Source organism: Nocardiopsis sp. LDBS0036 (assembly GCF_041228755.1).
GTDB classification, from domain to species: domain Bacteria; phylum Actinomycetota; class Actinomycetes; order Streptosporangiales; family Streptosporangiaceae; genus Nocardiopsis; species Nocardiopsis dassonvillei.
The window spans coordinates 1,891,539-1,904,254 of the sequence record NZ_CP141103.1 but is presented as its reverse complement, the minus strand read 5'-3'; the positions used below and the strand labels follow the sequence as shown (position 1 = coordinate 1,904,254).

Sequence of the window (12,716 nt, the reverse complement as noted above, 5' to 3'; positions counted from 1 at the left end):
GTGAACGGTCGGTCGTTTACGCCATCAGGATACAAGCCTCTTGACGGAGGCGTCATGCCAAACAAATAATACGATCGTTCGTATAATTTTATGGCGCCAGTCTCCCCACCGGAAGAGAGCCCCCCCGTGAACACCACCCGTCTCGTCGGCACGGCCCTCAACGCGGCCGCCGTGCCCGCCCCACGCCTGGCAGGCAGGCTGCTGCGCCGGCTGTGGTCCCACGCGGGCCGCCCGCGCGCCGTCGCCGCCGCCGACCTGGACCTGCACGAGCGGGCCCGCGTCCAGACCCTGCGGGTACGCGGATGGGAGGTGGCCGCCTACTCCTGGGGCGACGGCGCGCTCCCCGTCCTGCTCGTCCACGGCTGGAGGTCGCGCGCCTCCCGCTTCGCGCCGCTCGTCCGGCGGCTGCTCGACCTCGGCTACAGCCCCGTCTCCTGGGACGCGCCCGGCCACGGGGCCACACCCGGACCGGTGGGCACCATCCTGGACGCGCGCGAGATCATGGGCCTGCTCCAGTCCCGCCACGGGCGCTTCGCGGCCGTCGTCGCGCACTCCCTGGGCGCGCCCTTCGCCGTGCACGCCCTGCGCGAGGGGATCGAGGCCGACCGGGCGGTCCTGGTGGCCGGGGTGTCGGACTTCGCCTTCACCGTCCACACCTTCGCCGCGGCGCTCGGCCTGGGCCCCCGCGCCGTCGCGGCCCTGCGCCGGGCGGTCGAGGGACACCACTTCGGGGGCGATCCGACCGTGTGGACCCGCTTCTCCGCGGGAGAGGGGGCCGCCCTCACCCAGCCGCTCCTGCTGCTGCACGACGAGCACGACACCGTCGTCCCCGCGGCGCAGTCACACCTGACGCTGGCCGCCCACCACGGGCGCGCGCGCCTGGTCACCACCTCGGGCCTGGGGCACAGCGCGCTGCTCCGCGACCCGGCCGTGCTCGACGCCATCACCGGGTTCGTCCGTGAGCCCGGCGGACCGGCCAGGGGCGAGGGGGAGGTGCCGGGAGCGGTCGGGGCCTGACCGCACCCGGCGGCCGGTCACCGGGCGGGGTTGGCGACCACCGCGTCGGCGTGCTCCCGGGGGCGGTCGCGCCGGTGGAACGCCTCCTCCTGCTCCGCCCACGTCCGCCGGTGCGGCGCGTAGACCGACGCGTCCCACCGGCCGTCCAGCCGCCGCGCGCGCTCGTCGTCGGGCGCCTCCACCCACACCAGCAGGTCCAGCAGGCCGCGCACGGCGGCGGCACCGGAACCGCCGCCCTCCACCACGAGGACCCCGCCCGCCGCCACGTCGCCGGGCAGCGCCGTCCACTCCCGTGCGAACGCCCCCCGCTCCCAGTCGTAGCGCCGCCAGGCCGCCCGCTCCCCGCGCGAGAGCGGGGCCAGGACCCACTCGCGCAGCAGCTCCGAGCCCTCCTCCAGGCCCCGCCACCCCGGGTAGAGGTCCTCCATGGTCAGCAGGGCCGCGGCCTCGCCCCGCCGGACCAGCGCCGCGCGCAGCGCGTCGGCCACCGTGCTCTTGCCCGCGCCCGAGAGGCCCTCGACCGCCACGGCGCGCGTTCGGCCCGGGGCCGAGGCGGGCGGCGGCACCGCCTCGGCCAGGAGGTCGGCCCACCCCGGCTCGGCGGTGCTGATGCGTGCTCTGCTCACCTTCGGACCCTAACGCGGCGGATGCGAAGTTCCAGCTTGCGTTCATTGCTTGTAGCATTCCTCGCGACAGCGCCGAAACGCGGCCACGAAAGCAGGGGGAGGGGCACCTGGTGACCGAGGCCGCCGCGACACCGGGATCACAGTCAGCCCTGCGCCGGGCCAACGAGCGGCGGGTCGTGGACGTGCTGCGCAGGGAGGGCACCCGAACCCAGGCCGAGCTGGCCCGGGCCACCGGCCTGTCCGCGGCCAGCGTCTCCAACATCGTCCGCGGCCTGCGCGCCGCCGGGACGGTCCTGGTGCGCGACACCTCCTCCAACGGCCGCCGGGCCAAGGCGATCACCCTCGTGCGCCAGCCCGGCGCGGTCGTGGCCGTGGACTTCACCGCCGACAGCGTCCGCGTCGCGGTGGGCGACAGCGACGGCAACATGCTGGCCCGCGAGGAGATCGGCTACGACGTGGCCTCCGACGCCGAGCGCGGGGTGCGCCGCGCCGCCTGGCTGGCCGAGACCATCCTGCTGCGCAGCCGGGTCGACCGCGGCACCGTGTCCTCGGTGGTGGCCTCCATCCCGGGGCCGATCGACCCCGGCACCGGCGAGGTCGGCGGTATCTCCTGCCTGCCCCGCTGGGCGGGCTTCCGCCCCGCCAGGGAGCTGACCGAGCGGCTGGGCCTGGAGGTGCTGGCCGAGAACGACGCCAACCTCGCGGTCCTGGCCGAACAGCACCGGGGCGCGGGTGTGGGCGCCGAGCACGTGGTCCACCTGGTCCTCAACGACGGCGTGGGCGCGGGCATCATGATGTCGGGCCAGCTCTTCCGCGGCGCGGGCGGCACGGCCGGGGAGATCGGGCACATCGCGCTGGACCCGCGCGGGCACGTGTGCCGCTGCGGCAACCGGGGCTGCCTGGAGACCTTCGTCGGCGCGAGCTACCTGCTGGACATGCTGCCGCAGAACACCGACGTGGCCCGCGGCCCCGACCCCGTCCGGATCCCGGACATGGTGGCCGCGGCGCTGGAGGGCGACCCCGGCAGCCGCCGCATCATCGCCGAGGCGGGCACCGCGCTGGGCCAGGGCACGGCGATCGTGGCCAACCTGTTCAACCCGGACCGGGTCGTCGTGGGAGGGGAACTGGCCCAGGCCGGTGACCTGCTGCTGGATCCGATGCGCCGGTCGATGGAGCTGGGCTCGCTGAGCAGCGCCCTGGACCGGCTCGAACTGGTGCCGAGCGCGCTGGGCAGGGACGCCTCGCTGTACGGGGCGCTGCGCATGGCCGCCCAACAGGTGAAGTCAGCTTCTTGGTCCTGAAGGGACCGAGTGTGCGGTTGCACTACCCCGCTGGGCGCGAGGGAGTTGACCGCGTCTGACCCGACCGCTCCGTTAGGGGTGGCCGGGTGGGACGTGTGACTTCCGCCCCGCGTTCCACGCCTCCTGGCCCCTGCGGGCCAGGACACGGGAAGCATTGCGGTCCGCGTGCGCAACGACGCCGCACGACCGGCAGATGAACAAGGCCTGTGAGACCCGGTTGGCCCTGTGAGTGTAGGAGTATGCGGCGCACTCGCGTGAGGAGTGCGCCGGGTCCACGAAGACCACCGGCACACCTTTCAGGCGGGCCTTGTAGGCGATGAAGGCGCCCAGCTGGTGGAAGGACCAGGAGTGCAGCGTGGCCCGTTGGGGCCTGCGTTGCCGTACCCGCGCGCGAATCCCCGTCAGGTTTTCGAGGGAAATGCCGCGCCCGGTGCGTTCGGCCTCGGCCACGATGCGTTTGGAGATCTGGTGGTTGGTGTCGGCATGCCGTGCTTCTTTGCGGCGGCGCTTCCTGAGCAGGCGCTTGGCGGAGCGGGTGCCCTTGGCCTGCAACTTCTGGCGCAGCCTGAGCCGGCGGCGGCGGTACCGGTTGATCCTGCGCCCGGCCATGACCTGGCCGTCGCTGGTGGTGGCGATGTTGATGATCCTCAGGTCCACCCCCACGAACCCGTCCGGCTCCTGCTCGGGGGCGTCGGGCACCTCCACGGTCACCGCGAGGAACCAGGCGCCGTCGCGGCGGAGCAGGTCGGCCTCACCGCGCTTGTGCCCGGCCAGTGCCTTGACCTGGTCGGCAGAACCGGTGAACGGCACGTCCTGCAACCGGCCCTGGAAGGTCCACGGCGAGATCGTGCGCGCGTCCATCGCGAACGACAGGTCGCGCGCGTCGTAGGGGTGCGCCGAGCCCGCGCGGAAGGCAATGGGTGTGGACCCGATCCGCGTGCGGCGGACTGATCCCTTCGGCCCGTAGTCGCCGTTGTCCAGATTGGCGCGGCGGGTGCGGTAGGCGTCGCACACCTTCTTGATCACGTGTCGGGCCGCCTGTGAGCCCACCTCGGCCGCACGCAGCTGCCGGTAGGTGTGCTTGCGCAGCTCGTAGTCGCGCATCACGCCCTGCTCGTGGGCCACCTTCGCCACCCGGGTGGCGTGGGTGTTGAGCGCGCGCAGGGTCGAAGCCAGCACCGCCGCCTGCTCGGGCGACGGCGTGAGCCCGAGCTGCACGACGATCTTCGACACGCCCGCCATCGTGCACCCGGCCAGTGACAGACCGCAGCCAAAGCAGTCCATGGTGTCCCCATCACTGGCGGACCGATGGGGCGTGCGCGGTGATTCCTCCGGGGGCTGAGGCCCCGGGGTTCCTCGCCAAGGCGAAGCTGATTCCCGTACCACCGGTGACGCCGAGGCGTCGAGCGGTGGCGCCGCGTTCCCGTGGCGGGGGAGCGCGGGCCCCCGGCGGGGACCCGAAGCAGGTCGGGCGGCGGGCGGCCCCCGGGCCCGACGGGGTGCTCACGTAGGCTGACGAGGCGGCGAACGCCGAGGTCAGTGCCGGAACGGGCCGTCACTCGGTAAAAACCGAAACTCCTTCACGTGAGCTCACACGACCAGAACTCCGCTCTGGCCTGCGTTTTCCGTGATTTCACGGTCTGAACGCAAGGTCCGTGATGTTTCGGTTATGTGTTCAGGAGTTGACGGCAAGGTGGCGGCGGGGTTTGACTTCACTCCACCACTCGCGAGTTCCACCGCCCCATCCCCCGTCATGAGAGGTACCCAGCGTTGAACGCACGACGCTTCACACCGCGGCACACGACTGCCGGCTTCGCCGCCGCGGGAGCCGCTCTCGCCCTCCTCGTCTCCGGTTGTGGCTCGCTCACGACCACCGGCGGCGAGGCCGAGCAGGAGACCCACACCGTGGAGGAGGGCTTCCACGTCGGACTGCTCCTGCCCGACCTGCACACGGCCCGCTACGAGGCCTTCGACCGCCCCTTCTTCGAGGAGGCGATGGGCGAACTGTGCCCCAACTGCGAGATCTCCTACGCCAACGCGGACCAGTCCGTGAGTGAGCAGCAGACCCAGGCCCAGGCCATGCTGACCGACGGTGTGGACGTGCTGGTCCTGGACCCGGTGGACGCCGCCGCCGCGGCCGGGACGGTCAACGAGGCCAAGTCCCAGGGCGTGCCCGTGATCGCCTACGACCGCCTCGCCGAGGGCGGCGCGGACATGTACGTCTCCTTCGACAACAACCGCGTCGGCCAGGTCCAGGCCGAGTCGCTGCTGGAGGCCCTGGAGGAGGAGGGCAGCACCGGTGACGGCTCGATCGTGGTCATGCACGGCTCGCCCACCGACCCCAACGCCGCCAGCTTCAAGGCCGGGGCCATGGGGGTCTTCGAGGACCAGATCGACGTCGGCCAGGAGTTCGACACCCCCGAGTGGTCGCCGGACGAGGCCAACGCCCAGATGGAGGGCGCCATCACCTCCCTGGGCCTGGACGAGATCACCGGCGTCTACGCCGCCAACGACGGCATCGCCTCCGGTGTCATCTCCGCCCTGCGCAGCGCGGGCGTGAGCGTGGAGGACCTGCCCCCGGTGACCGGACAGGACGCCGAGCTCGCGGGTATCCAGCGCATCATCGCCGGTGAGCAGTACATGACCGTCTACAAGGCGATCCAGCCCGAGGCGCAGGTCGCCGCCGCCATGGCCGTCGGCCTGGCCACCGGCGAGGACCCCGAGCTGGGCGAGCACACGCTCACCGAGGTCGAGGACGGAGGCGGCGAGACCGTCCCCGCCGTCCTCCTGGAGCCGATCGCGGTCACCGCGGAGAACGTCGGCGACACGGTCGTCTCGGACGGGATCTACAGCATCGAGGAGATCTGCACCGACGACTACGCCGACACGGACTTCTGCCAGGAAGCCCTGTAGAGCCGGTGCGGACGTTCCGGGCCCGGAACGGCGGGGCGCCCCGCCGCCCCGCCGTCCCAGGCCAGGGCGAGAGAAGAGAAGCGAACGCATGAGCACACCAGTCCTGGAACTGTCCGGGATCTCCAAGACCTTCGGCGCCGTCCGCGCCCTGAGCGACGTCGACTTCCACGTCGGCGAGGGCGAGGTCGTCGCCCTGCTCGGCGACAACGGCGCCGGCAAGTCCACGCTGGTCAAGGTCATCTCCGGAGCGCACCCCGCCGACAGCGGCGGTGTCATCACCTGGGACGGCAAACCGGTCAGCATCAACGCCCCCTCCGACGCCCAGCGCCTGGGGATCGCCACCATCTACCAGGACCTCGCCCTGTGCGACAACCTGGACATCGTCGGCAACCTCTTCCTGGGCAACGAGAAACTGCACTTCCCGGGCACCCTCGACGAGGTCGAGATGGAGGGCCGGGCCATGGAGCTGCTGGACTCGCTGTCCGTGCGCATCCCCAGCCTGCGCGTCCCGGTGGCCTCCCTCTCCGGCGGCCAGCGCCAGATCATCGCCATCGCCCGCTCCCTGCTGGGCAAGCCGCGCGTGGTGATGCTCGACGAGCCCACCGCCGCCCTGGGCGTCGCCCAGACCGCCCAGGTCCTCGACCTCATCGAGCGCCTGCGCGACCAGGGCCTGGGCGTGCTGCTGATCAGCCACAACATGGCCGACGTGCGCGCGGTGGCCGACCGCGCCGTGGTCCTGCGCCTGGGCCGCAACGCCGGGAACTTCCCCGTCGCCGAAACCAGCTACGAGGAGATCGTGGCCGCCATCACCGGTGCCGCCGACAACCCGGTCAGCCGCCGCTCCGAGCGCACCGGCGCCTCGGCCCTGGCCACGGAGGACAAGTGATGACCCAGCAGACCCCCGTCTCCAAGGCGCCCGCCACGGGTGCGGGCGGCTCCGCCGAGTCCAAGCGCGACCCGCGCCTGCTGACCACGGCGGCCTCGCCCAAGGGCTGGCTCGACGCCCTGCGCCGCAACCTGCGCGGCGGCGAACTGGGCCCGATCCCCGTGGTCGTCGGCCTGATCCTCATCGCCGTCGTCTTCCAGTCGGCCAACGACCGGTTCCTGTCGCCGCAGAACCTGTCCAACCTGACGGTGCAGATCGCCGCCATCGGCCTGATGACCACCGGCGTGATCATGGTCCTGCTGCTCGGCGAGATCGACCTGTCCATCGGCTCGGTCGCCGGACTGGCCGCCGCGGTCCTGGGCGTGCTGGCCGTCAAACAGGGCGTCTCGGAATGGCTCGCGATCGGCGCGGCCCTGGCCGTCGGCCTCGTGGTGGGCCTGCTCCACGGCGTCGTCTTCGCCAAACTCGGGGTACCGGCCTTCGTGGTCACCCTCGCCGGACTGCTGGGCTGGCAGGGCCTGCACCTGTACCTGATGGGCGCCGACGGCACCATCAACACCAGCCCGAGCGGGCCGATCTCGCTGCTGACGCAGACCTTCTTCGTCCCGGTGGTGGGCTGGGCGCTCGCCGTCCTGGCCGTCGTCCTGTACGTGGTCTCCGTGGCGGCGGTGGAGCGGCGCAGGCGCCAGGCCAACCTGCCCTACAAGCCCTGGACCGAGATCCTCTTCCGGGCGGCCCTGCTGTTCGTGCCGATCCTGGTCGCGGTGTGGGTGCTCAACCAGTACAAGGGCGTGCCGCTGGCCTTCCTGATCTTCGTGGGCTTCGTGGTCGTGCTCGACCTGGTCCTGCGCAAGACCCGCTACGGCCGCATGGTCTACGCCGTCGGCGGCAACGCCGAGGCGGCGCGCCGCGCCGGCATCAACGTGGACATGATCCGCATCTCGGTGTTCGGGATCGCCTCCGCCCTGGCCGCCCTGGGCGGGATCATGCTGACCTCGCGCAACTTCGCGGCGAGCGTGGCCACCGGCGGCGGCGAGGAGCTGATGATGGCCATCGCCGCCGCGGTCATCGGCGGCACCAGCCTCTTCGGCGGGCGCGGCAACGCCTACTCCGCCCTGCTGGGCGGCCTGGTCCTGGGCGCGATCACCTCCGGCCTGCTGCTGCTCCAGATGGACACCTCGGTCCGGTTCATGATCACCGCCGCCGTCCTGCTGATCGCGGTCATCCTGGACTCGGTCTCCCGCCGGGGACGCAAGACCCACGCCAGGGGAGGCGCCTGACCGGCACGGCGACGCGAGCCACCCCCGGGCGCGGACGGCGCCCACTCCCCGCCGTCCCCGTCCCCTCCCGCCCGGCCCGGCGCCCCAGGCGCCGGGCCGGGCCCTCGCGCGGCCCGCCGTGCCCGGTGCCGCCGCCCCTGCCCGCGCGGGGCCGGGAGCGGGGGGTCCCGCGCGCGGGGCGAGCCGCTGCCGGGCAGGGCGATGACCGCTCTTCGGGGGCGCCCGTGCACGGAAGGCCCCGAAACCGAGGGTGGTGAACGGCCTCCGGAAGGCGCTGCTAGCTTCGCGGGAGAGACCACCGGGCCGCGCCGCGGGGCGCGTTCGCCGTGCCTTGCGGCCGGTCCGCCACGCGCCCACGGCGCCGCGCCGCGGCGTACGGGGCGGGCACCACCCCGGGAGAGACATGCGCAGGATCCTCGTCGTCGGAGCCGGACAGTCCGGACTCCAGCTGGCCGTCGGCCTGCTGGGCGAGGGGTACGAGGTGACCCTGGCCACCGAGGCCGGGCCTGAGGAGGTCCGCGCCGGGCGGGTCACGTCCACGCAGTGCCTCTTCGGCCCCGCCCTGCGCCGCGAGCGCCGCCACGGCCTCGCCTTCTGGGACGACCGCGCGCCCGCCGTCCGCGGCGTCGGGTTCCGCGTGGCCGACCGCGCCGGGGCGGGCGCCCCCGCCCTGTCCTGGGTCGGCGCGCTGGACGAGCACGCCCAGTCGGTCGACCAGCGGCTCAAGATGTCGGCCTGGCTCGACCTGTTCGTCCGGCGCGGCGGCGCCCTCCTGCGCGGGCGCGTCCTGGCAGAGGACCTGGAACGGCTCGCCGCCGACCACGAACTCACCGTCGTCGCCTCCGGGCGCGGCGCGCTCTCCGAGGTCTTCCCCCGCGACACCCGGCGCTCGCACTTCCGGTCCCCGCAGCGCTCCCTGGCGCTGGCCTACGTGACCGGCGCCGGGCCCCACCCCGACGGGCCCGTGCTCAGCCGCACCGTCGTCCCCGGCGCGGGGGAGGTCACCACCCTGCCCACCTACTCCCTGGCCGGGGTCTGCGAGGCCGTCATGGTCGAGGCGGTGCCCGGCGGCCCCCTGGACCGGCCGCTGCCCCCCGGCGCCTCCGGCGAGGAGGTCCTCGCGGGCCTGTTGGACGTGCTGTACCGCGAGGCGCCCTGGGAGTACGAGCGCCTGGCCCACGCCCGCCTCGCCGACCCGGGGGCGGCCCTGCGCGGCGGCTACGCGCCGGTGGTGCGCGAACCCGTCGCCCGCCTGGCGAACGGAACCCCCGTCCTGGGCATGGCGGACTCCGTGGTCGCCAACGACCCCGTCACCGCGCAGGGGGCCAACATGGCCTCCTTCGGCGCCGAGGTCTACCGCCGCGCCGTCGTCGACCACGGACGTCGGCCCTTCGACGAGGCCTTCATGCGCTCGGCGTTCGCCGCCTACTGGCGCCTGGCCAGCCAGGTGACCGCGTGGAGCAGGGTCCTGCTCACCGCTCCGCCGCACCTGGAGGAGCTGTACCGCCTCGCCGCGCGCCACCAGGAGACGGCCGACCGCTTCGCCAACTGCTTCAGCGACCCCGGCGACCTGATCGGGTGGTTCCTGCACCCCGAACGGGCCCTGGCCTACGTGGACGGCGTCCGGCGCGCCGAACCCGCACGGTCATCCCATCTCCCTATCTCCTGAACCCGGTCGGGACGGTGGGGATGTAGCGTCGCACGCCGTGCCCGTAGAACTCTCCGCCGCCTCCTTCCTGGCCCCCAGCGGCCACGGTCTGCTCGCCCCCACCGACGTGGCGGCGTTCGTCGTCGCCGCGGCGGTCGCCGTCCTCCTCGGGGCCGCGGTGCAGAGCACCGTCGGCCTCGGCCTCGGGCTGGTCGCCGCGCCCGTCCTGTCCTTCCTGGACCCCACCCTCGTACCGGGGGCGCTCCTGGTCGCCGTGATCGTCCTGCCCGGACTCACGCTCCTGCAGGAGTGGCGGCACGTGGACTGGCGCGGCCTCGCCTGGGGGCTGCCCGCGCGCCTGCCCGGAACCGCCCTGGGGGTGTGGGTGGTGGCCGTCCTGGAGCCCCGCGCCCTGGCGGGCGCGGTCGGGGCGATGGTGCTGGTGGCCGTCGCCCTCTCGCTCTGGTCCCTGCGGGTGCGCATCACCCCCGTCTCGCTCGTGGCGGCCGGAACCCTGTCCGGGCTCACCGGCACCGCCACCACGATCGGCGGCCCGCCCATGGCGCTGCTCTACCAGTACGAGGAGCCCGCCCGGGTCCGCGCCACCCTGGCCGCGTTCTTCCTGCTGGGCGGCGCGGTCTCGCTGGCGGCCCTGGCCCTGGGCGGCCAGATGGACGCCCGGACCGCCGCCGTCGGGGCCTGCGCGATCCCCCTCGTGGTCGCGGGCTTCTTCGCCGGGACCGCGCTGCGCCGCCGCGTCGACGCCGGGCGGCTGCGCGCTGCCCTGCTGGCGGTGGTGGCGGCCTCCGCGCTGGGGCTGCTCGCCCAGGCCTTCCTGGGCTGACGCGCGGCCACCGCTCCGGGAACCGAGTAATGTACGCGAAAACCCGGTAACCGGACGGCACGGGCGTTGCATGGGCCGCTCCCGCGCGGGGTTGGGTAGGACCCGTGGACGTACGCCCATAAACTCGGGTATGGATACCTGCCGGTAGCCAGGACCGGCCCACGTCAGGGGCACGGGACGGCAAACTCAACGGACACGCGGGACGAGGGGACTGACGAGACAGTGGCACTGTTCGAGTCGATACACAATCCGGAAGCGCTCAAGAGGCTTCCGGCCGACCAGCTCCCTGCGCTGGCACAGGAGATCCGGGACTTCCTGGTCGACTCCTGCTCCCAGACCGGCGGGCACCTGGGCCCCAGCCTCGGCGTCGTCGAGCTGACCATCGCGCTGCACCGGGTCTTCGACTCCCCGAAGGACCCCATCATCTTCGACACCGGGCACCAGGCCTACGCGCACAAGGTGCTCACCGGCCGCCACGACTTCACCAACCTCAAGTCCGAGGGCGGCCTGTCCGGATACCCCTCCCGCGCAGAGTCCGAGCACGACTTCGTCGAGAACTCCCACGCCTCCACCGCGCTGTCCTACGCCGACGGCATGGCCAAGGCCAACGAGGTGCGGGGCCGCACGGACCGCACCGTGGTCGCCGTCATCGGCGACGGCGCCCTCACCGGCGGCATGGCCTGGGAGGCGCTCAACAACATCGCCGAGCGCAGGGACCGGCGCCTGGTCATCGTGGTCAACGACAACGGCCGCTCCTACTCGCCCACCATGGGCGGTCTGGCCGACCACCTCGCCTCCCTGCGCATGGCCCCCGGCTACGAGCAGGCCCTGGACCTGGCCAAGACCACCCTCAACCGCACGCCCGTGGTCGGCCAGCCCCTCTACGAGGCGCTGCACGGCATCAAGAAGGGCCTCAAGGACGCCATCCAGCCGCAGATGATGTTCGAGGACCTGGGCCTGAAGTACCTCGGTCCCATCGACGGCCACGACGAGCAGGCCCTGGAGAAGGCGCTGCGCCGCGCCCGCGACTTCGGCGGCCCGGCGATCGTCCACTGCATCACCCAGAAGGGCAAGGGCTACGCCCCGGCCGAGAACCACGACGAGGACCAGTTCCACGCCCCCGGCCCCTTCGACGTGGCCACCGGCCAGGCCAAGCCCGGCCCCAAGGCCGTCAAGTGGACCTCGGTCTTCGCCGACACCATGGTGGAGATCGGCGCCGAGCGCCCCGACGTGGTGGCCATCACCGCCGCCATGCTCCACCCCACCGGCCTCAACAAGTTCGCCGAGGCCTACCCCGAGCGCACCTTCGACGTGGGCATCGCCGAGCAGCACGCCGCCACCGCGGCCACCGGCATGGCCATGAACGGCCTGCACCCGGTCGTGGCCGTCTACGCCACCTTCCTCAACCGCTGTTTCGACCAGGTGCTCATGGACGCCGCCCTGCACCGCCAGGGCGTCACCTTCTGCCTGGACCGCGCCGGGATCACCGGCAACGACGGCGCCAGCCACAACGGCATGTGGGACATGTCCATCCTCCAGGTGGTCCCGGGCCTGCGCTTGGCCGCGCCCCGCGACGCCGAGCGCCTGCGCGCCCTGGTGCGCGAGGCCGTCGCCGTCGAGGACGCGCCCACCGTCGTGCGCTACCCCAAGGGCGCGGTCGCCGAGCAGCTGGACGCCGTGGGCAGGGTCGGCTCCATGGACCTGCTCCGCCGCGCCGCCGACGGCGGCAACTCCAAGGACCTGCTCATCGTGGGCGTGGGCACCATGGCCCAGGTCGCCTGCGAGGTCGCCGACCGGATGGCCGCCCAGGGGCTGGGCGTCACCGTCATCGACCCCCTGTGGGTCAAGCCGCTGGACGAGGCCCTGGTCGCCGAGGCCGCCGAGCACAGCGTCGTCGCGGTCATCGAGGACAACGGCCGCACCGGCGCGGTCGGCGACGCCGTGGCCCGCCTGCTGCGCGACCACGACGTGGACATGCCGGTGCGCACGTTCGGCATCGCGCAGGAGTTCCTGGACCACGCCAAGCGCGACGACATCCTGCGCGAGCAGGGCCTGACCCCCCAGGAGCTGTCCCGCAGCCTCACCGAGACGGTCTCCCGGCACACCGACGGCGCCAAGTCCGCCGGCGAACTGGCCGACGAGACCGCCTGAGCGCACGTGTCCCAGGCAGCCCGGGGGACGCCCCCGGGCTGCCAGAATGG

10 protein-coding genes are annotated in these 12,716 nt (G+C 73.1%); 8 read left to right on the top strand and 2 right to left on the bottom strand.

Going from position 1 to position 12,716, the window contains the following annotated elements; translation table 11 throughout:
• Nucleotides 1-126 precede the first annotated feature (126 nt).
• Nucleotides 127-1,017, top strand: coding sequence for an alpha/beta hydrolase (locus tag UIS43_RS07925; protein ID WP_013153875.1), 891 nt, complete (start codon nucleotides 127-129; stop codon nucleotides 1,015-1,017).
• 17 nt (nucleotides 1,018-1,034) lie between these two features.
• On the opposite strand, the gene UIS43_RS07920 is transcribed toward UIS43_RS07925, so the two are convergent.
• Nucleotides 1,035-1,643, bottom strand: a complete 609-nt coding sequence (locus UIS43_RS07920) for an AAA family ATPase (RefSeq protein WP_358169366.1) — start codon at nucleotides 1,641-1,643, stop codon at nucleotides 1,035-1,037.
• A gap of 110 nt (nucleotides 1,644-1,753) precedes the next feature.
• Here UIS43_RS07920 and UIS43_RS07915 point away from each other — a divergent pair, with 110 nt between their 5' ends.
• Complete coding sequence (locus UIS43_RS07915) at nucleotides 1,754-2,944, top strand: ROK family transcriptional regulator (protein ID WP_013153873.1); 1,191 nt, start codon at nucleotides 1,754-1,756, stop codon at nucleotides 2,942-2,944.
• A gap of 72 nt (nucleotides 2,945-3,016) precedes the next feature.
• Here UIS43_RS07915 and UIS43_RS07910 read toward each other — a convergent pair whose 3' ends face one another.
• Entirely contained in the window at nucleotides 3,017-4,186 is a 1,170-nt protein-coding gene (locus UIS43_RS07910; protein WP_370013236.1) for an RNA-guided endonuclease InsQ/TnpB family protein, read from the bottom strand.
• Nucleotides 4,187-4,714: 528 nt separating this feature from the next.
• Here UIS43_RS07910 and UIS43_RS07905 point away from each other — a divergent pair.
• The 6 genes from UIS43_RS07905 to dxs all read left to right on the top strand — a co-directional run bounded on the left by UIS43_RS07905 (nucleotide 4,715) and on the right by dxs (nucleotide 12,666).
• On the top strand, nucleotides 4,715-5,857 hold the full coding sequence (locus UIS43_RS07905; RefSeq protein WP_071622377.1) for a sugar ABC transporter substrate-binding protein: 1,143 nt from the start codon (nucleotides 4,715-4,717) through the stop codon (nucleotides 5,855-5,857).
• An 88-nt stretch (nucleotides 5,858-5,945) separates the two neighbouring features.
• Entirely contained in the window at nucleotides 5,946-6,743 is a 798-nt protein-coding gene (locus UIS43_RS07900) for an ATP-binding cassette domain-containing protein (protein WP_013153870.1), read from the top strand.
• On the top strand, nucleotides 6,743-8,023 hold the full coding sequence (locus UIS43_RS07895; RefSeq protein WP_013153869.1) for a sugar ABC transporter permease: 1,281 nt from the start codon (nucleotides 6,743-6,745) through the stop codon (nucleotides 8,021-8,023). The genes UIS43_RS07900 and UIS43_RS07895 overlap by 1 nt, the downstream gene beginning before the upstream one ends.
• Nucleotides 8,024-8,426: 403 nt before the next feature.
• The gene (locus UIS43_RS07890; RefSeq protein WP_013153868.1) at nucleotides 8,427-9,692 is read left to right on the top strand and encodes a styrene monooxygenase/indole monooxygenase family protein; all 1,266 of its coding nucleotides are present in this window, start codon (nucleotides 8,427-8,429) and stop codon (nucleotides 9,690-9,692) included.
• Between the two features lie 37 nt (nucleotides 9,693-9,729).
• A complete protein-coding gene (locus UIS43_RS07885; RefSeq protein WP_013153867.1) occupies nucleotides 9,730-10,515 on the top strand; it encodes a sulfite exporter TauE/SafE family protein in 786 nt (261 codons plus the stop codon).
• A gap of 222 nt (nucleotides 10,516-10,737) precedes the next feature.
• Complete coding sequence (gene dxs, locus UIS43_RS07880) at nucleotides 10,738-12,666, top strand: 1-deoxy-D-xylulose-5-phosphate synthase (RefSeq protein WP_013153866.1); 1,929 nt, start codon at nucleotides 10,738-10,740, stop codon at nucleotides 12,664-12,666.
• Nucleotides 12,667-12,716: the final 50 nt, after the last annotated feature.

What these genes read in the sequence shown, in the direction of transcription:
- UIS43_RS07895 (WP_013153869.1), top strand. Translation starts at nt 6,743, where the DNA reads ATGACCCAGCAGACCCCCGTCTCCAAGGCGCCCGCCACGGGTGCGGGC.
- UIS43_RS07910 (WP_370013236.1), bottom strand. Translation starts at nt 4,186, where the DNA reads ATGGCGGGCGTGTCGAAGATCGTCGTGCAGCTCGGGCTCACGCCGTCG.
- UIS43_RS07890 (WP_013153868.1), top strand. Translation starts at nt 8,427, where the DNA reads ATGCGCAGGATCCTCGTCGTCGGAGCCGGACAGTCCGGACTCCAGCTG.
- UIS43_RS07900 (WP_013153870.1), top strand. Translation starts at nt 5,946, where the DNA reads ATGAGCACACCAGTCCTGGAACTGTCCGGGATCTCCAAGACCTTCGGC.